We start from the raw sequence: 19,135 nt of genomic DNA, 5'->3' as shown, positions 1-19,135 counted from the left end.
CAGCCCGGCAGGTCCACAGGAAAGCGCGCGCTAATGTGGTTGCGGAGCCGCTCAGACCATCCGGCTCAGCGCTTCGAAAAACGCGACGAGTTCAACATCCAGCGCGTCATCGACCGGCTCCGGTTGCGACGACATCTTGGAGATCACCACTTCGGTCCTTGGATCGACATAAAGCCACTGGCCATGGATGCCGATGCCGCAATAGGCACCATTCTGATGTCCGGTCTGGTACCATTTGTTGCGGTAACGGCCCTTGGGAAACAGCGGCAGCATCGCGCCGCGCTGCCAGGCTTCCGCGCTGCCGCCGGTGCTTGTCGTGTCGCGCACCCAGGCCTCGGACACGATGCGGCGTCCATTGGCGGTGCCCCCTTGCCGCATCATTTCGCCGACGCGCGCCAGGTCGCGCGGCGTCACCGAAATGCCGCCGGCGGCGCGCGCCGTGCCTTCCATGTCGACGCCGATCGAGGCTTCGCTGACGGCGCCAAGCGGCAGCCACAGCTTCTCGCGCATCAGGTCGGTGAAGCGCTGGCCGGAAGCCCGTTCCAGCAACAGGCCGAGCAGGTCTGAATTGGGCGAGCGATAGCGGAAGGTCTGGCCATGCGGCTCTGCCAGGCGCTGCAGCGTCAGGATGAATTCGCGCAGGCTTTCCGTGCCGCCGCCCGGATTCCACAACGTGGCGCGACGGTAACGCGCGAAAGCGCTTTCAGGATCGAGATAGGCTTCCTCGAAATCGAGGCTGACGCTCATGTCGAGCACATGCCGGCAACTCGCATCGCCATAGGCCGAGCCGGCGGCTTCCGGAATATACAGCGTCACCGGCGCGTCCGGATCGAACACGCCCTCGCCTTCCAATATGCCAGCGATGATGGCGGTGACCGACTTGCTGATCGAGAAGATGATGTGACGGGCGCCAAAATCCATATGCGGCGCGAACCAGTCACCGATCACCTTGCCGCCCTTCATCACCGTCAGCGCATCGGTGCTGGAGCGCACGAGGAATTCCGCCACCGTCTCCGGAGCACTTGCAACCGAAACCTTTTCACCAGCCAAGCCGCCGAAATCCCGCGCGGGTGCCTCGGCACTGCCCGACGTCGCGGCCACGCGCGCTGTCGGCACCAGTTCGCCCAGATTCTGGAACGACCATCGATTGAACGGGTTCACGCGCCAGTTGGAAAGCAGCACCTCGTTGCGGCGAAAGCCGTAGCGGGTCTCGAACGCGGTCTTGCCGGTCATGGCGTTTCCTTCCAGGTCGTTTCTTGTGGGAGCTCAGAGCAGTGCGGCGGCGATGGCGTGCACCGCCTTCAGCGTCGCTGTGGAATAGGCGAGATTGCTGAAATCCGGCCAGGTCGAAAGCTTCACCACGACCATTCGGGTGTTCCAGTCCATATGGATCATTTGCCCGAACACACCCCGGCACATCAGTGCGCGCGAGCTGGCATCCTCGATCCAGAACTGGTTGCGATAGCTGCCTTCCGGCAGGCTGGCGGAGAAATCCGGCCCATGCTTGCCGTTGCGTGTCGCCTCGATCCAGCCGGCCGGCACGATGCCGCCTCCATTGTCGAGGATCATCTGGCCGAAGCGGGCATAGTCGCGCAGCGTCGCATTGAAGCCGCCATCGGCCAGCGCATAACCGGCGCTGTCGACGGTGAAGCAGGCGCTTTCATCGGCACCGAGCTTTTGCCAGAGTTCTTCCGAAACCAGCTGCGCCAGCCGCTTGCCGGTCACCCGCTCCATGATGAAGGCGAGCACGTCGGTCTCGATGGAGCGGTATTCAAATGCGGCGCCATGCGGGCGGACCGTGTCCTTCAGGCCCAGGATCAGCTCGAACATGTGCGAGGGCCAGCGGAAATCCGGATCGCTGCCTGGCGGCACCGGCTTCCAGCCGGTGGCGACATCGACTTGGCCGATATCGGAATAGCGGTCGATGTATTCCTCGGAAAAACGCACGCCCGTCGTCATGTCGAGCACATGCTGGACGCTGGCCCCGGCCCAGCCGGTGGCGCCGAGTTCCGGCAAATAGTCGGTGACCGGCATGGCCGGATCGATCAAGCCGCGTCCGGCCAGTATGCCGAACACCGAGCCGGTGACGGACTTGGCCATCGACTGCGACAGATGCAGCGTGCGCTCGTCCATGCCGTTGAAATAGCGCTCATAGGCTATCTTGCCGTCCTTGAGCACGAGGAAGCCATCCGTATAGGTCTCGTCCAACAACCCGGCGAGCGTTGTCGGCTTGCCCTCGCTGTCCTCTACCGCCAGGCCGTCAAGATCGACTTCGGCGCGTTCGAGACGATGGCGATGGCCGTTGCCGCGCCAGACTTCGGCGGTCGGCAGAATTTCCCTGATGTGCTGGAACGCCCAGCGGTTCCACGGCGGCCGGTCCCAGTCGAGCTTCGGCGGCACCATGGCGGGCGGCGAGCCCTGCATGATCGGCGGCCGCGGATCGCTGTTGCGATAGGAGTCCATGAAAGGCCATTCCCGGAAAAGAAAAGACCCGGCGTGTACCGCCGGGTCTCTAATGCAGCGATTACTTCTGCAGTTCGGTCCAGATCTTGGTGTAGAGTTCCTGCGTTTCCGGCGCGCACATCTTCTGGAATTCGCCTTTCGGCTTGGCGTCGGCCGGAATGACCACTTCCGGCGCATCCTTCATGTCGGCCGGCATGTACTTGTCCGAGCCGGTGATGGCGTTGGCATAGCGGTGGAAGGCCGAGAGGCCCGCCGCGTTTTCCGGATCCATGATGAAGTTCTGGAACAGCTTGGCGTTCTCGACGTTCTTGGCCTCCTTCAGGACGACGACGTTGTCGCTCCACAGGCCAAAGCCTTCCTTCGGATAGTTGTAGTGGATGGCCGGGTTGGCCAGGCGTTGGCGCAATGCCGAGCCGTTCCAGTCGCTGGTCGCCTTGAAGTCGCCGGCGCCCATCTTCTCGATGGTGTTGTATTCCATCGCGATCCAGTTCGGCTTGGCCGCCACCAGGAGGTCGCGCACCTTCTTCAGCACCGCCTTGTCGTTCGTGCACTGCTCGCCGCCGACATATTTGATCGCCGCGAAGATCACGTCACCCATCTCGGGAACAACGTTGACCTTGCCTTTCAGCTCGTCCGGCGTGTTGAAGACGATACCCCACGTGTTGGCCGGCCCCTTGTAGGCATCGGTATTGACGACGACGCCGATCGTGCCCCAGGCCCATGGCACGGAATATTTGCGGCCCGGATCGAACTCGGGATTGGCCCATTCCGGAGCGACGTTCTTGAAATTCTCCATCTTGCCCGGATCGGTCTCGAGCAGGAGACCTTCCTTGATCCAGATCGGCACATAGGTCTGCGAGGGCACGGCGATGTCGAAGCCGGTGCCGCCCTGCCGGACCTTGGCGAGCGCGGTGTCATTGGAATCGTAGTCGGTGATGGTCACCTTGATGTTGTATTTGTCCTCGAACTTCTTGATCACATCGGGGCTGGTGTAGTTGCCCCAATTGTAGATGTTGAGCACGCCGTCGGCGCGGGCGAGGCCCGTCGAAGCGAGCAACGCCAACCCCATGGCGGTCGCTGTTGTCTTCCAGTTCATCGTTCTATCTCCCATTTCAGGTTCAGTCTCGTTTCCTGCTGACAAAGAAAAACAACGTGACGATCGCGACCGAAAGCAGCAGGAAAGCGGTCGATATCGCGTTGATCTCGGGTGTGATGCCGCGGCGGATCTGGCCGAGCATGTAAGTGGGCAGCGTGTCCTGGCCGCCCGATTTGACGAACTCGGTGATGACGACATCGTCGAGCGAGATGACGAAGGCCAGCATCAGGCCGGCCAGGATGCCCGGCCACAAAAGCGGCAGCGTGATGCGGCGGAAGGTCTTCCACGGCGTTGCGTAGAGATCGGCCGCGGCTCGCTCCAGCGTCAGGTCCATGTTCTCCAGCCGCGCCCGGATGGGCAGGTAGGCGAACGGAATGCAGAACGCCGTATGCGCGGCGACCAGGTAGCCGAGGCCGGAATAGCCGGTGAAGATCTTGATACGCGAGAAGAAGATCAGCAGCGCCACGCCGGTGACGATCTCGGGCACCATCAGCGGCTGGTTGATCGCCGCGTATTTGAAGGTAAGGCCGGGATAGGAGGCGGTGCGCGTGGTGGCAAGCGCCGCCATGGTGGCAAAGATCGTCGACAGCACCGCCGCGATGGCGCCGATCTGGAACGAGCGCAGCGTTGCATCGATGACTTGCGTGTTCTGGTATGCGGACTGGAACCATTTCAGCGAGAAGCCGCCCCATTCGGAGGTCGAGGTGGCCGCATTGAAGGCATAGATCACCAGGACCACGATCGGCAGGTAGAGCACGACGAAACAGGTCGCCGCGATCGCGGTGAAGCCCGGCTGGTGCTTGATGGAGAAGTTGCTAGCCATGACGCACCCCCGACTGGCCGGCATTGCGCACATAGGCCAGCAGCGCCACCATGACGATGATCATCACCGTGATCGACAGCGCCGAGCCAAGCGGCCAGTTGCGGCCCTGCCCGAACTGCAATTCGATCAGGTTGGACAGCATCATGTTCTTGCCGCCGCCAAGCACGCTTGGCGTCACATAGGCGCCGAGGGCTGGAATGAAGACCAGGATGGAGCCGGCGATGACGCCGGGTTTGACCAGCGGGAAAATGATCTTCCGCAGCACCTTGAAGCGTGTCGCGTAGAGATCGTAGCCCGCCTCGACCAGGCGAAAGTCGAGCTTCTCCATGCTGGCGTAAATCGGCAGCACCATCAGCGGCAGGTAGACATAGGCCATGCCGATCAGGATCGCCGTGTCGGTATAGAGGATCTGGACCGGCGCCGAGATGATGCCGAGCTTGAGCAGGATCGTGTTGATGATGCCTTCGTTGCGGATGATCTGCAGCACGGCAAAGGTACGGATCAGCAGGTTGGTCCAGAACGGGATGGTGATCAGGAACAGCCAGAGATCCCTGGTCTTTTCGCTGCGCGTCGCCATGAAATAGGCGGTCGGGAACCCGAGCGCCAAGGTCGCCAGCGTCGTTACCACCGCAAGCTTGATCGAGCGCCAGAAGATGGTGACGTGCGCCGCGGCGAGCGAAAGCGTGTCGTCGAAAATATCGCGTTCCAGGAACACCGATGTCCAGGCGTCGGACGAGAACTGCCATTTCACGTCGCCATAGGCGCCGGGCGTCAGGAACGAATAGACGAGCACGATCAGCAACGGGCCGGTGGCGGCGAGCAGGATGACCAGCAGCGCCGGCGCTGACAAAAGCCAGCGGTCACGGACATCACGCCGTTCGGCGGCCTTGGCGACTTCTTCCGCGGTGGCCATCAGTCCCTCAGCACTTGCGCGGCATCGTTGCCGATCAGGATGCCAACCTTGTCGCCGCGCTCGAAACCGCAGCCGGCGCTGCGCGTGTTCTGCTGGCGCACGGTGAAGGGATCGCCGCTGTCAAGCTGGACGTGGATATGCGTGTCGGTGCCGAAATAGACGATGTTTTCGACCGTGCCCGACAGGTCGCCCTTGTCCTTCGTCAGCTTGGCATGCTCGGGCCGCACCACCACGGTGGCGTTGTCCTTCGGCTGGAACCCTTCGGCAACGGTGGCCTCGATGGTCGTGCCGGATTTGAGCGTCGCGCGCGCCTTGCCGTTGCCGGCGCCCGATATGGCGGCGGTGAGGAAGTTGGTTTCGCCGATGAAGTCGGCGACGAAGCGTTCCGCCGGCTTGTCGTAGATGTCCCAGGGCGAGCCGACCTGCAGGATCTTGCCCGCCGACATCACCGCGATGCGGTCCGACATGGTCAGCGCTTCTTCCTGGTCATGGGTGACGAAGATGAAGGTGATGCCGGTTTCGTGCTGCAGCCGCTTCAACTCGATCTGCATCTCCTTGCGCAGCTTGTAGTCGAGCGCCGAGAGCGGTTCGTCGAGCAACAGCACTTTCGGCTGCGGCGCGAGCGCCCGTGCCAGCGCCACGCGCTGCTGCTGGCCACCGGAAATCTGGGCCGTGCGGCGGCCGGCCAGCGCCTCCATCTTGACCAGCTTGAGCATCTCTGCGACGCGCGCCTTGATCTCGGCCTTGGGCTTGCCGAGCATCTCCAGGCCAAAGCCGATATTGTCGGCCACGGTCATGTGCGGGAACAGCGCATAGGACTGGAAGACGGTGTTGACAGGCCGCTTGAACGGCGGCAGCGGCGCGATGTCCTGGCCGTAGAGAAGGATCTCGCCGGCGGTTGGAAAGTCGAAGCCGGCAATCAGCCGCAAAAGGGTGGTCTTGCCGCAGCCGGACGGTCCCAGCAGCGTGAAGAACTCGTTCTCGCGAATGGACACAGAGACCTTGTCGAGGGCAGCGACCTGCCCCTCACCCGATCCGAAAATTTTGCTGACGTCTACTACTTCAATCGCATTCCGATCCGGTTTGTCCGGCACGATTACGCCTCACTGTTGACCCCGCTCTTGCTGGCGGAGCTGTTCCCCTGTTCGATGTGACCACACGCCCGGTAGGTTGGCAAGCCCGGCATTGAATCACAGTTCAGTCCGTCTTTAGCCAGCAAGCCTCATGCCATTGTCAGGCCTGATAAGTGATTTTGCCACCGCAGATCGTCGTCACCGGGCGCACCTTGTGCAGATCGGCCGGCGCAGTCTTCTCGATGTCATCAGACAGAACCACCAGATCGGCCATATAGCCTGATTTCAGCGTGCCTTTGCGATGCTCCGCGAATTCGGCATAGGCGCCCTCGACCGTGTAGGCGGCGATCGATTCCTGCAGCGAAAAACTCTGGTCCGGATCGCTTTCTGCCCACGGTTTGCGCGTCACTGCCGCCTGAATGCCCAGGATCGGGTCGATCGGCGACACCGGCCAATCCGAGGCGAAGACGACATGCGCGCCGGCGTTCTTCAGGGTTCGCCAGGCATAGCTCAGCGGCCAGCGGGCCGGCCCGATGCGCGACACGGTCGGCTCGAGCGGGAAATCCATGGCGCCTGGCGGATGCGGCGGCTGCATCGAGGCGATGACGCCGAGTTCGGCAAACCGCGGCACGTCCGCGGTGGTGGTGACCTCGATGTGTTCGATGCGGTGACGGCTGTCGCGCTTGCCATTGGCCTTTTGCGCCGCCTCGTAGCCGTCGAGCACCGCACGCACCGCGCCATCGCCGATGGAGTGGACGGCGATCTGCAGCCCACGCCTGTCGACGGCGACGGCCAGATCGATGAACTGCTGCGGCGTGAACAGCGGCTCGCCGACCCAGTCCGGACGGTCGGCATAGGGCTCGACCATGACGGCCGTCCAGGAATCGAGCACGCCGTCATAGAACACCTTGACCATGCCCGACGACAGCCACTCGCTGCTGTAGCGCTCGGCCATGACGGACGCCTTGTCGAGCATGTCGAGCGTCATGAAATTCTTGTAGTGGAATGGGATCTGCACACGGCAGGGCAAGCCCTCCTCGGCGTCGATCTCGGCCAGCAGTTCGAGCTGGTAGAGATTGCCGTCCATGTTCTGGATGGAGGTGATGCCGTGGCGCGCGCACCAGGCGAGGCCGCGCCGCATGATGTCGCGGTCGGCGGCGCGTTCGGCGGCCGAGGGCATCGGGTCCGGCTCGCCGCCGGTGGCCAGCCCCAGCCTCACCCGGCCCTCGCCGGCAAGATCGAGCACCGGACCGAAGGCCTCGCCCTCGCGCAATTCGCCCGCCGCCAGGCCATCGTCGCCCATGACGATCTCATTGCCCGGGCCAAGCGCGCGGCCATGCAGGATGCCGGCCAGTTCCAGCGCCTTGGTGTTGGCCCACATCGTGTGGTGATCGGGCGCGGCCATGCAGAAAGGGCGGTCCGGCAGGATCGCGTCGAGATGGTGGCGCGTCACCCGCTCGCTGCCGAGCACCGTGTAGTCGACACCCTGCCCGACCAGCATCGGGGCATTGGGCTTTTTCGATGCATAGTCGCGGATCCCCTTCTGCAGCGCCTCGAAGCCATGGACACCGCCAAGCTGAAGATGCGCGAGCTCGGCCCCTCCCGAGAACAGATGCATGTGGGCTTCGATGAAACCGGGCAGGACCGAACCGCCCTTGGCGTCGATCACCCTGGTTGTCGATCCCTTGAATTCTTCGATCACAGCGCGGCTGCCGATGGCGATGATGGCGCCGTCCCTGACGGCCACGGCCTCGGCTGCGGGATTGTCGTCGTCCATGGTCAGCACGCGACCGTTGATGACGATCAGATCCGCATTGTGACCCGCACCCGTGACAGACATCGCGACTCCGCGCTTTTGATGACCGACTGAGACCGACAACCCTGCGCTCGACGACCGGCCACCCACCTGAGCGGCGCCACGGAACAAAAAACGATGCCAGTCCGCTGCCTTCGAAATTCCCCTTGTTATCCCTTGGGACAGCGTGGATAAAGAATGCGACTGATTATTCGCGTTTGTCAACATGCGGAATTTAGAATGTATTGTGGACAGCCCCCCGCGCCTGTGTTGGGACCAGGCGGGGAACGAGGACATCGAGCAGTGAAGCGCAGTCTCGACCGCAAAACCAGGACAGCGCTCGAGCCGCGCAAGCAGCCGCGGCAGCAACGGTCGAGCAGGGTTGTCGACCGGATTCTCGACGCGGCGCTGATCCTGACGCGAGAGCAAGGGACCAGGACTCCGACGACGCTCGCCATAGCGCAGCGCGCGGGCCTGTCGGTCGGTTCGGTCTACCAGTACTTTCCCAACAAGGAAGCCATCCTTCTGGACCTCGCCCGGCGCTGGCTGTCCTCCTTTCCCAAGGTGATCGAGAAGCGCATCAAGGTCCCCCGGCCCACCAACCGCGAAGAATTCCGGCGCGAAGTGCGCAAGCTCTTCATCGACACGTCCAGTATCTATCTCGAGAACGCGACCCTGATGCCGGTGATCGAGGCCATTTCAGGCAACGCCGATCTCAGGCCTATCCAGGACGAATATGACGAGCAGATCATCGCGCTTTACGCCGCCTGGCTGCGGCATGTGAACCCGGCTCTCGAAGACAAGATCGCCAAACGGCTCGGCCTGGTGATGATGGAGGTCGGGCACGCCTGCCGGCTGGTCGGACTGAAGAGAGATCGCAGGACATTCGACCTCATCGAGGACGACGTCGAAGCCATGTGGCTGGCTCTGGTGAGCCCCTATCTCAACCTGGACTGATTTCGCATTTCGAGAGGAATTTCATGAAGACTGTCTATTCGCCGCTTCATGCTGGCCATGCCGGCCAGATGGAACTGGTCACATCGGCCATCGTGCCGGGTTTCGAAAAACCCTCGCGTGCCGAATTCATCAAGGCGCGGGTTGAAAGCGAGAAGCTCGGTCCGATCATCGCGCCGGTCGAGCACGACCTAGCCGCCGCCAAGCGCGTTCACAGGGCCGACTACATCGACTTCCTGCCGACGGTCTGGCCGCAATGGGTGGAATCCGGTTTCCAGGGTTCGGCGATGCCTTTCACCTGGCCGACGCGCGGCCTGCGCGGCGACGTACCGCCAAAGCGCATCGACGCCCTGCTCGGATACTATTCCTTCGACGGCGGCGCCACCTTCGTCGAAGGCACATGGGCAGCGATCAAGTCCTCCTACGACGTGGCGCTGACCGCGGCCGGTCTGGTCAAGGGTGGCGAAAGGTCGGCCTTCGCGCTCTGCCGCCCGCCCGGCCACCATGCCGGCGCCGGCTTCATGGGCGGCTATTGCTACATCAACAACGCCGCTGTCACCGCGCAATGGTTTCTCGACCAGGGCGCGGCCCGCGTCTCCATCCTCGACGTCGACTACCACCATGGCAACGGCACGCAGGAGATCTTCTACGACCGCGCCAACGTGCAGGTCCTCAACCTGCATGGCGACCCGATGGTCGAATATCCGTTCTTCCTCGGCCATGCCGATGAACGCGGCGTCGGCGCGGGCGAAGGCTTCAACATCAACTATCCCATGCCGTTCGGCACCGGCTGGGACGCATGGAACGCCTCGCTGGAGGATGCCTGCGCCAGGCTCGCCGCCTACGCGCCCGACATCGTCGTCGTCTCGCTTGGCGTCGACACCTTCGAGAAGGACCCGATCAGCCAGTTCAAGCTGAAGAGCGCGGACTATCCCAAGATCGGCCGCCGCATCGCCAAGCTCGGCCTGCCGACGCTGTTCGTCCAGGAAGGCGGCTATGCCGTCGAGGAGATCGGCATCAATGCCGTCGGTGTGCTGACCGGTTTCGAGGACCGGTAAGCTCGTCGCCCGAAAGCGGCAGCCCTTTCGGAGAAAACGACAAGGCGAGAAAGGGCGGCGTCAGCCGCCCTTTATGTATCTGGCCGATATGGCCGGCTTGCCCAGTCCCGGTATTTTCACCCCCCCGAAGGCCGCGAAAATGGCCTCCTGAGTCGCGCCTGAGTCCATCGGATTCGATTTTGTCAAATCGCGTTTGATGTCAGATTCATCTGCGGGTAGATTAGACCCGAATCAGCCGGTCCTCGGGGGGCGCGGCAACCACCCAAAGTCTCACGTTCCGGAATCTTCCGGCGCCAGACGCGGACGGCTTCGCGTTCCCTGAATGGATTCCGTCTGGTTGGGCGCGGCCCCGCGCCTCGTGTGTGTCTCGTAAAAGTAACGCGTTTTCGGGTTCGGCGGCTGGCTCTCCAGCATCCGGGCATCAGAAACGATTCCGGCCAAAAGCAACAAATGAGCAGTCCCGCCGCGCCTCTTCAATCCGACACATTGGGCTCGCGCCTGGCGTCGCGCGGTGATCTGACCAGCTTCTTCATGGAGTTGACCGCCGAGATCGGCGCCGACAGCTACATGCTGGTTGCCATCGTCCATGACCAGGACCGCAACGACGCGCGCATCGTCTCCTCCAACTGGATCTTCGACGCCATCGAACTGATCGGCAAGCGGCTGATCGCCAGCCTTGCCCAAGGCGCGCTTACCGTCGCGCCCGGCATCCGGCCCAGACCGCTGGTGGCGGCACAGGCGCCCGACGTCGACGGGCTGGTCTCCGGCGAAGAGGCCCGTCTCCTCGACGTGCTCGGCCATGCCGAGATCTATTCGCTCAGGCTGAATGTCGGCCGCCAGCGCCTGTTTGCTCTGTTCTCGGCGGCGATGGCCGGCCAGATCGACCAGCCGGCGCTGATGAGGGCGCAATTGAAATGCTGCTACGCGCTCTCGCATATTCCGCAGCTGATCGCCGCCGCGGCCATGCAGGATCCCCTGTCGGATCGTGAGCGCGAATGCCTGTTCTGGGTTTCGGAAGGCAAGACCACCGATGAAGTGGCGGTCATCCTTGGCGTCTCCTCCAACACCGTCAACAGCTACATCACCCACGCCATCCAGAAATTCGCGGCCAGCAACCGTGCGATGGCCATCGCCACGGCGATCAGGAGTGGCATCATTTGAAACAGGCCGACATCAGGGACGCCGCGGAGGCGATTTTCAACGATCAGCGCAGCCCCTTCGGCGCCTTCTCGCTCGGCTCCGAAACACATCACGCCGTCACCATTCCCGATGCCGTGCGCCGCTGCCGCTGGATCGCGGTCGACATCAGCGCCTCGGCCTTCGGCCTGTTCTTCGTCAGCCCGTCGCCGGAACGCGCACGGCTGGTCCCGTGTTTCGATTCCGACTATCCCGGCATTGCGGTGGCGACGAAGTTTATCTCGGGCGCCAATGGCGAGGAGATCGTGCGCCACACCCACAACTCGACGGAGCCACGCTGGTGGACGGATGACGGCGTCGCCGCGATGACCGAGACGTTCGGCAACCTCGCCTGGACCGAGCAGATGGCGCCGCTGGCGCCCGGCACCAGCGGCATCGCCTTTCCCGTCCATGCCGATCGCGGTCAGTGCGGCCTTGTCGTCTTCCTGGGGTCGGAGATCGCCCTGCCCCAGGATGCACTCTACGAAATCCACGCCCGCTGCTTTTCCCTGTTCGCCGCGGTCGCCCGCATCCGTCCGGGCGACACCGGCAGGATGCGCGCCATCTCCAAGCGCGAGCTGGAGTGCCTGAAGCTGACCGCCAACGGCAACACCAGCGAGGAAATCGCGCGGCTCCTGAAGCTGTCGGTGCACACAGCCAATCAATATCTGACCCAGTCGACACAGAAGCTCAACGCCGTCAACCGCAACCAGGCGGTCGCCAAGGCGCTGCGGCTCGGTCTGATCGAATAATGAAACGATGAGGCGCAAGAGCCAGAGCGGAGCGAGGTCGGGTATGTGAGCACCCGAAAACGCGGGGAACCGCCATTCTGCAGGCCGGCCTCGCCGGGCCCGCAACAGACCTCAGAAAGCCATTGGCTCCACCTTGCGGATACGGGCCTGTTCGATCACCGCTTCCAGCAGCGCTGTATTGTGATCGGGATCCTCGCCAGGCTTTTCGAACGACACGTAATTGACCACGACCGAGTTACCGGCCTCGCTCAGCGTCAGTTGGAAATAGACGGTCACCCCGGGCGGCCGCAACTCCAGATCGAGCACGATGCGCGGGCTACCGCTCCAGTCGACATGCGCCTCGCCGCCGTGGCCGAGCCTGAGCGTGCCGGGCATGAAGAACAGCTCCACCGCTGAATCGACCAGGTCCGACAGGCACGCGAAATGCTCCAGCCGGATGAAGGCGATATAGTCGGCGACATCGATCAGCCGCAATTCGCCAACCACCTGCTCTATGGCGTTGGCGACGATGATCTCGCGGGATTTTGCGTGCGGTTGGCGATTCATGAAATCTGTCTGCGCTCAGCCTTCTTCGAGTAGACGATCCGCACCAGTTCGGCGACGGCCTGGTAGAATTGCGACGGGATCACATTATCGACCGAAACTTGCTTGTACATGGAGCGGGCGAGCGCCACGTCCTCGAAGATCGGAATGTTGTGCTCCTTCGCGATCTCGCGGATTTTCAGCGCCACCAGATCCTGCCCCTTGGCCACCACGAGCGGTGCCGAATCCTCGTCACGCACATATTTCAGCGCGATCGAGAAGTGGGTCGGGTTGGCGATGATCAGCGTCGCGCGCGGCACCGCCGTCATCATCCGCTTGCGTGCGCGGTCCCGCGCCAGCGAGCGCAGCCGGGACTTGACGATCGGGTCGCCCTCGGACTGCTTGAACTCGTCCTTGACCTCCTGCTTGCTCATGCGCAGGTCCTGCCTCCAGTGGAAGCGCGACCAAACGATATCGATTGCCGCGATCAGCCCCATGACGAAGACGATCGCCACCAGTATGTCGACCGCGATGCCGCGGATGACAAGACCGAAGGCGACTGGGTTGGTGATCATCCCGGCGAGCAGCTTGCGGTGATCCTCCGACAGCGTGAAGGTGAGCACGGCGATGGCGAAGCCGACCTTCGCCAGGGATTTCAGGAACTCGACCCAGCCCTGGGCACCGAACATCCGGTTCCAGCCCTTGGTGATCGAAATGCGCGAAAGCTGCGGCCTGATTCGCTCGCCGACGAATTGCGGCATGTTCTGGAGCACCGAGGCACCGATACCGGCTACGGTCAAAAGCACCAGCAGGCTGACGATGGCGCGACCTACTTCCAACATGACAATCTTGTAGAGCTCGATGACATCGGTCTCGGTGTCCATCGGCCAGGCTTCGGGCTTCTCGAGGAACATCGACAGGAACATGCCGAGATCGATGATCGCGTCCTTGGCATAGAAGACGGTGAACACCAGTATGGCGACGAAGGAGGCCAGGATCGCGGTTTCCCTCGAATGGGGCAGCTTGCCCTGTTCGATGGTGTCGCGGATCTTCTTCTCCGTCGCCTCTTCGGTTTTCGAGTCCTTGTCGGTGGCGTCGGACATGCCTTAGAGCATGATGCCGAAAAGTGTGAAGCGGTTGTCGGATGACATCATGCTCTAATCCTTTGATTTAGGCGGCGTTCTGCGTCGACGGAAGCTCGAATGCGCCTTCGCGCGACAGCCGGATCGTCGTCGACACGATCGTCTTGCGCGCCGCCATGATATCGGCGAGGGGAACCCCCTCCGAACCCTGTCCGAGTTCGGCTTCGATCATGCGTCGCGACCGCGCGCCGATGGCCGACAGAGCCGCTTCGGCGAGTGCCGCCGAGGTGCCTCGCAGCGCCAGCGTGACAAGCTCGGTCGACAGTCCGTCGAACAGCAGCACGCGTGCCTTCTGGGTGAGCAATGGCAGGTCGTCGAAAGCGAAGAGCCTTGCCCGCACACCGTCGAGATCGGGCGTGCCGGCGGCTTCCAGATCCTGCATGACCTCCTCGAGCAGCGGCTTGTCCATCTCGTTGAGCACGCTGGCGACGCGCGCTTGTCCCGCCGACGTGTCCTTGGTCGAGGTTTCCGCCAGCACGCTGGCGCGTAGCCGGTTCTCGACGATCCTGGCGGCGGCATCCGGAACGTTGGCCATCGTCACCATGCGCTTGATGATTTCGCCGCGCATCGGCTTCGTCAGTGTCAAAAGCACGCTCGCCGCTGCTTGCGGCGCCAGCTTCGACAACACCATGGCCGCCGTCTGCGGATGTTCGCCGGCGAGGAAGGCGCCGAGCCGCGAGGGTTCGAGCTTCTCAAGATCCGGCCAGATCGGCGGCGGCCCTTCCGGCGCCGCCTCCGGCTTCTTGTTGCCCATGATCGCGCTCATCTCTTCGGGCGACAGGGACTCGTTGAGGATGGTGTCCATCCTGTCGGCGGAATCGAGCAGGCCGGCCCCCTCGGTGAACTCCGCCTCGAATTCTGCGACGATGCGCTCGAGATCGCTTTGCGGAATGGTTCTCAATAGCCGCGCGCCCTCGATCAGCGCCTTCAACTCTTCCTGCTTGAAGAATTTCAAGAGGCGGCTGGCGGATGGCTTGCCCATCGCCACCAATATGGCGGCAGCCTTCTGCGCGCGCGTCAAGGTCGTCAGCGGTGTCATGCTGCCTCTCGCCTCCGCTGCAACCGGCAAGCCCCACCAGCCATGTCTAGGCGCCCTTCGTGCCGGCTATGATTTCAGTCAGCCTGATGCCGAAGCGCGACGGATCGCTTTCGAGCACCGTGATCTCGCCGCGCGCGATCTTGCGGCCATTGACCACGACGTCGACCGGTTCACCGATGCGGCGGTTGAGCGCCACCGTCGAGCCTTTCTGCAGCGCCATCAGGTCGGAGACCGGCATCTCGGTGCTGCCGAGGATGATCTGGACATCGACCGGGATGTTCATGATCACGTTCGAATTGGCCGATGAAGCGGCCCTGAACGCCGCATCCGGACGTTGCTCTTCTTCATGCAGGACGCCGCGCAACTCCTCAATGGCGCGGTCGAGCTGCTCGTCGGGCTGGTCGTCTGGTTGATCGAGGGCGGCTTCCACCTTGGTCTTGGCCATGCGTCGTCTCCAATGCTCAGGCACGCCCGGCGGAAGCCGGCATCAGCCCATCGATAAAGTCCTGGCCGGCATCGTAGGGATGCTTGATTCGGACGGTGTAATTTTGCCCCAGCTTGCCGAACTCGCACACAAACAACGTCTTGCCGCGCGCGCCGAGACGTGCCCGCGACTGCGCCGTTTCCTCGAATTCGATGACTTGGCCAATTTCGAAATCGGCGAGGTCGCCGAGCGTCAGGCGGGCCAGCGGCATGGTGGCCTCGAGCTCCACTGTGGAGCGCATCACCTCTTCCGAAAAGCGCTGGCGCCAGCTCGCGCCCTGGTCGTCCTCGCCGCCAGCGGCTGCGCCATCGCGGCTGGCCAGAACGACACGCTGCGGCATCGTCACCATGACGGTGCCGGTGTCCGCCGGTGTCGAGATGCCAAAGACGATGCGGACCGCCGCGCCGTCGCGCAGCACGTGCCGCTTCGCCTCGGTGCCCGACGTCGCCCGCGGCACGGGAAGGCGCAGGTCGAGCGAGCGTCGTCCGGATCCGTTGAGGGCTTGCGCGACCTGCTGGAACACCATGGTCGAGACATCGATCTCGATCTGCGACAGATCGCGCTCTATCGGCGATGCCGGCATCTCCGGGTCGCCGCCGAACAAGGTGCAGACCGCGATCGCGATCGCCGGTGCGTCGATCACCAGGGTCATGGCATCGGAGGACGTGGACGACGCGACGATAGTCATGGCGAAGGTATCGCCAGCACGCGATCGTGCTTCCGAGACGCGGCTCACCTCGACGGCCCTGAGATCGACAGTGACCGGGACGCCAAGCTCACTGGTCAGGCTCTTCTGCAGCAGCGGCGCGGCGCGCTCGGCCATGCCGCGGGCGGTGCCGATGACCTGGCCCGCCTCGCCGCTGTCGCCGACCAGGCGCTCGATGATCAGCGAGCGGACCTCCGAGGGGCTGCCCGGACTGGTCATGACAGTGCTGGTACCAAGCTGTCGCGCATCGCTCAGGCGGCCTTCTTCTCGGCGGAAGCGGTGTTCATCGTGCTCTGCTCGACGGCATCGATCGTCGGCCGTTCATAGGATGAGATGGTCTTGCGGCCGAACTCGATAGCCACCTGCGGCAGCGCGCCGTTCATGTAGGCGAGCAGCGTCTGCTTGACGATGATGTAGAGGCGGTTCTTCTTCTCGCGCACCGTCTTGATCTTGGTGGCCACGGGCCCGACCACGGCATAGGACAGGAAGATGCCGAGGAAGGTGCCGACGAGTGCGGCGCCGATCAGGCCGCCGAGGATTTCCGGCGACTGGTCGAGCGCGCCCATCGCCTTGACCACGCCCAGCACCGCGGCGACGATGCCCAGCGCCGGCAGGCCGTCGCCGACCGCGACCAGCGCGTGATAGGCCTTCATCTTGTCGGTCTTGATGGTCTGGATCTCCTCGTCCATCAGCGCCTCGATCTCGTGCGAGCGGGCATTGCCGATGATGATGATGCGGCAGTAGTCGCAGATGAAAGCCATCAGATCGTGATTCTTGAGCACCGTCGGAAAGGCCTGGAAGATGGCTGATTCTTCCGGATTGTCGATATGCGCCTCGACCTCGCTACGCGACTTCGAGCGCAGTTCGCGCATCAGGCTGTGCAGCACGCCGAGCGTTTCCAGATAATCCTGTTCCTTCGGCACCGCCTGCTTGAAGGCTTCCAGAATGCCCTTGCCGGTATCCTTGACCGTCTTCATCGGATTGGCGACCAGGAAGGTGCCCAACGCGGCGCCGCAGATGACCACGGCTTCCCAGGGCTGGACCAGCACGTGCAGATGCCCGCCCATGGCCATGAAGCCGCCGAGGACGCAGCCGAGCGTCACCACAAGTCCAATCAGAATGCCCACGGCAGGTCCTTCCGCATTTCACACCAGGTGCAAGGGATAGTCCCCGTGCCTTGTGTGAGGCTTGAATCCGAGCTGCCGTGGAACCGAATGTCAGGGCGATTCAGTTTCGCGCAAGGAAGTGCGGCTATTGTACCGGCATAGCTTCGGCCGGAGGCACGTTCTTGCTCAATACCTTTACCAGCTACCAGTTGATCACCAAGGACATCAACAAGTCTATCGATCGCATCGAGCAACAGCCGACCGTCGATCGCGACACAAAATATTATCTCGCCAACATCACCAAGGTGAAATCGATCGACGATTTCGTCAACAATGACCGGCTGTTCAAATATGCCATGAAGGCCTACGGGCTGGAGGACATGGACTACGCCAAGGCCTTCATGGTCAAGGCGCTCAAGGAAGGTGTCACCGACCCCAACAGTTTCGCCAACAAGCTGACCGACAAGCGCTATGCCCAGTTCGTCAGCGCCTTCAATTTCGCCGCCAACGGCGCCGACGCCACCATCTACAACAAGGCGCAGCAGCTGGTGACAAAGAACTACGCCACTCAGGCTCAGATCGCCGGCGTCGATCCGAATTCAGACTATGTGAAGGGCGAGACGACGTATTATCTCGCCAACATCACCAAGGTGAAGTCAATCGACGACCTGATGTCGAACGACCGGCTCTACACCTATGCACTGGCAGCGTTCGGTCTCGATTCGGCGACCGAGGACAAGGACCTCATCAAACAGGTCCTGCAGGGTGGCGTGCGCGACCCCGACAGCGTCGCCAACAAGCAGACGGATCCGGCCTACGCGGCACTGGCCTCGGCCTTCAACTTCGAGCAGTACGGCGAGAACGCCACCACCATCAATGCGGCGCAACAGCCGACCGTCGACAAATACATGCGCCAGACGCTGGAGGAGGATGCCGGCAAGACCAATGAGGGCGTGCGCCTGGCGCTCTATTTCCAGCGCAAGGCGCCCGACATCACCAGCTGGTACGACGTGCTGGCCGACACGGCGCTTGCCAGCGTCGTTCGAACCGCGCTGGGCCTGCCCGATTCCTTCGCCACCGCCGACATCGACAAGCAGGCGCAGTTGTTCGAGCAGAAGCTCGACCTCACTGATTTCACCGATCCGGCGAAGCTCAGCAAGTTCCTGACGCGCTTCACCAGCATGTACGAGATCAACAATCCGACCTCGACCGCGGTGTCGTCCATCAGCGTGCTCTTTGCCAAGCCAGTCACGTCGGGCATCTCCACCGACCTGATGATGGCCATGCAGAAGTTGAAGTTCTGACCATGCAAGACAGTCTCTACGTCGCCCTTTCCGCGCAGATGGCGCTCGAGCGCCGGCTCGACACGATCGCCGACAATGTCGCCAACGCCAACACCGTGGGCTTCCGCGCTACCGGCGTGAAGTTCGAGGACGTGGTGTCGGGCACCGGGCAGAAATCGGTATCCTTCGCCTCGTCCGGCAAGACCTATCTTTCCGGTGCCCACGGCTCCCTGACCGAGACCGGCAATCCATTCGATTTCGCCATCCAGGGCGACGCCTGGTTCGCCATCGACACGCCGGCCGGCACCGTCATGACCCGCGACGGCCGCTTCTCGATGAACGAGAATGGCGAGTTGATGTCGATCGAAGGCCATCCGGTGCTCGACGCCGGCGGTGCGCCGATCCAGCTCGACCCTCGCAACGGCCCGCCCAAGGCCGGCGCCGACGGCTCGCTGCGCCAGAACGAACAGCTTGTCGGTTCGATCGGCCTCTACAATTTCGACCCGGGCGAGAATTTCGTGCGCTACGGCAATTCAGGCATCGTGCCTTCGCGCACCCCCGATCCGGTCACCGATCGCTCCGATGTCGGCATCGCCCAGGGGTTCGTCGAGGAATCCAACGTCAATCCGGTGATGGAGATGACCCGCCTGATCATGGTCCAGCGCGCCTTCGAGAACACCGCGGCCTTGATGCGGCAGACGGATTCCTCCACCGACGAGGCGATCAAGACGCTCGGCTCGAAGTCGTAGC

19 protein-coding genes are annotated in these 19,135 nt (G+C 62.9%); 6 read left to right on the top strand and 13 right to left on the bottom strand.

Annotated elements, in window-relative coordinates; genetic code table 11:
- Positions 1 to 51: 51 nt before the first annotated feature.
- The 7 genes from EB231_RS10770 to EB231_RS10740 form a co-directional block, all read right to left on the bottom strand.
- A complete protein-coding gene (locus EB231_RS10770) occupies positions 52 to 1,233 on the bottom strand; it encodes a serine hydrolase domain-containing protein (RefSeq protein ID WP_172348788.1) in 1,182 nt (393 codons plus the stop codon).
- 33 nt (positions 1,234 to 1,266) lie between these two features.
- Positions 1,267 to 2,463, bottom strand: coding sequence for a serine hydrolase domain-containing protein (locus EB231_RS10765; RefSeq protein WP_172348787.1), 1,197 nt, complete (start codon positions 2,461 to 2,463; stop codon positions 1,267 to 1,269).
- A 61-nt stretch (positions 2,464 to 2,524) separates the two neighbouring features.
- Positions 2,525 to 3,559, bottom strand: coding sequence for an ABC transporter substrate-binding protein (locus EB231_RS10760; protein ID WP_172348786.1), 1,035 nt, complete (start codon positions 3,557 to 3,559; stop codon positions 2,525 to 2,527).
- A gap of 22 nt (positions 3,560 to 3,581) precedes the next feature.
- Positions 3,582 to 4,382, bottom strand: a complete 801-nt coding sequence (locus EB231_RS10755; RefSeq protein WP_172348785.1) for an ABC transporter permease — start codon at positions 4,380 to 4,382, stop codon at positions 3,582 to 3,584.
- Positions 4,375 to 5,295: an ABC transporter permease gene (locus EB231_RS10750; RefSeq protein WP_172348784.1), complete on the bottom strand. Its 921-nt coding sequence runs from the start codon at positions 5,293 to 5,295 to the stop codon at positions 4,375 to 4,377. Before EB231_RS10750 ends, EB231_RS10755 begins: the two co-directional genes overlap by 8 nt.
- Complete coding sequence (locus EB231_RS10745; RefSeq protein ID WP_172348783.1) at positions 5,295 to 6,389, bottom strand: ABC transporter ATP-binding protein; 1,095 nt, start codon at positions 6,387 to 6,389, stop codon at positions 5,295 to 5,297. The genes EB231_RS10750 and EB231_RS10745 overlap by 1 nt, the downstream gene beginning before the upstream one ends.
- Positions 6,390 to 6,528: 139 nt before the next feature.
- Positions 6,529 to 8,208, bottom strand: a complete 1,680-nt coding sequence (locus tag EB231_RS10740; protein ID WP_172348782.1) for an amidohydrolase — start codon at positions 8,206 to 8,208, stop codon at positions 6,529 to 6,531.
- 258 nt (positions 8,209 to 8,466) lie between these two features.
- On the opposite strand from EB231_RS10740, the gene EB231_RS10735 reads away from it, so the two are divergent.
- The 4 genes from EB231_RS10735 to EB231_RS10720 all read left to right on the top strand — a co-directional run bounded on the left by EB231_RS10735 (position 8,467) and on the right by EB231_RS10720 (position 12,103).
- Positions 8,467 to 9,120, top strand: coding sequence for a TetR/AcrR family transcriptional regulator (locus tag EB231_RS10735; RefSeq protein WP_172348781.1), 654 nt, complete (start codon positions 8,467 to 8,469; stop codon positions 9,118 to 9,120).
- A 23-nt stretch (positions 9,121 to 9,143) separates the two neighbouring features.
- Positions 9,144 to 10,175 (top strand): histone deacetylase family protein, encoded by a 1,032-nt coding sequence (locus EB231_RS10730; RefSeq protein WP_172348780.1) that lies wholly within the window; start codon positions 9,144 to 9,146, stop codon positions 10,173 to 10,175.
- Between the two features lie 450 nt (positions 10,176 to 10,625).
- The gene (locus EB231_RS10725; RefSeq protein WP_172348779.1) at positions 10,626 to 11,336 is read left to right on the top strand and encodes a helix-turn-helix transcriptional regulator; all 711 of its coding nucleotides are present in this window, start codon (positions 10,626 to 10,628) and stop codon (positions 11,334 to 11,336) included.
- Positions 11,333 to 12,103, top strand: a complete 771-nt coding sequence (locus EB231_RS10720; RefSeq protein ID WP_172348778.1) for a response regulator transcription factor — start codon at positions 11,333 to 11,335, stop codon at positions 12,101 to 12,103. Before EB231_RS10725 ends, EB231_RS10720 begins: the two co-directional genes overlap by 4 nt.
- Positions 12,104 to 12,214: 111 nt before the next feature.
- Here EB231_RS10720 and EB231_RS10715 read toward each other — a convergent pair whose 3' ends face one another.
- The 6 genes from EB231_RS10715 to motA form a co-directional block, all read right to left on the bottom strand.
- Complete coding sequence (locus tag EB231_RS10715) at positions 12,215 to 12,649, bottom strand: hypothetical protein (RefSeq protein WP_172348777.1); 435 nt, start codon at positions 12,647 to 12,649, stop codon at positions 12,215 to 12,217.
- A complete protein-coding gene (flhB, locus tag EB231_RS10710; RefSeq protein WP_172348776.1) occupies positions 12,646 to 13,728 on the bottom strand; it encodes a flagellar biosynthesis protein FlhB in 1,083 nt (360 codons plus the stop codon). The genes EB231_RS10715 and flhB overlap by 4 nt, the downstream gene beginning before the upstream one ends.
- A 67-nt stretch (positions 13,729 to 13,795) precedes the next feature.
- Positions 13,796 to 14,806, bottom strand: a complete 1,011-nt coding sequence (locus EB231_RS10705) for a flagellar motor switch protein FliG (RefSeq protein WP_172348775.1) — start codon at positions 14,804 to 14,806, stop codon at positions 13,796 to 13,798.
- A 46-nt stretch (positions 14,807 to 14,852) separates the two neighbouring features.
- Positions 14,853 to 15,251: a flagellar motor switch protein FliN gene (gene fliN / locus EB231_RS10700; RefSeq protein ID WP_140771704.1), complete on the bottom strand. Its 399-nt coding sequence runs from the start codon at positions 15,249 to 15,251 to the stop codon at positions 14,853 to 14,855.
- Between the two features lie 16 nt (positions 15,252 to 15,267).
- On the bottom strand, positions 15,268 to 16,215 hold the full coding sequence (locus EB231_RS10695; protein WP_172348774.1) for a FliM/FliN family flagellar motor switch protein: 948 nt from the start codon (positions 16,213 to 16,215) through the stop codon (positions 15,268 to 15,270).
- Between the two features lie 32 nt (positions 16,216 to 16,247).
- The gene (motA, locus tag EB231_RS10690) at positions 16,248 to 17,123 is read right to left on the bottom strand and encodes a flagellar motor stator protein MotA (protein ID WP_172348773.1); all 876 of its coding nucleotides are present in this window, start codon (positions 17,121 to 17,123) and stop codon (positions 16,248 to 16,250) included.
- Positions 17,124 to 17,284: 161 nt separating this feature from the next.
- Here motA and EB231_RS10685 point away from each other — a divergent pair, with 161 nt between their 5' ends.
- Complete coding sequence (locus EB231_RS10685) at positions 17,285 to 18,406, top strand: DUF1217 domain-containing protein (protein WP_172348772.1); 1,122 nt, start codon at positions 17,285 to 17,287, stop codon at positions 18,404 to 18,406.
- A 2-nt stretch (positions 18,407 to 18,408) separates the two neighbouring features.
- A complete protein-coding gene (gene flgF / locus EB231_RS10680) occupies positions 18,409 to 19,134 on the top strand; it encodes a flagellar basal-body rod protein FlgF (protein ID WP_172348771.1) in 726 nt (241 codons plus the stop codon).
- Position 19,135 lies beyond the last annotated feature (1 nt).

This window comes from Mesorhizobium sp. NZP2298 (genome assembly GCF_013170825.1).
Taxonomy (GTDB): Bacteria; Pseudomonadota; Alphaproteobacteria; order Rhizobiales; family Rhizobiaceae; genus Mesorhizobium.
Note: the sequence above shows the minus strand (reverse complement) of the source record. Positions and strands in the feature narration are given on the sequence as shown.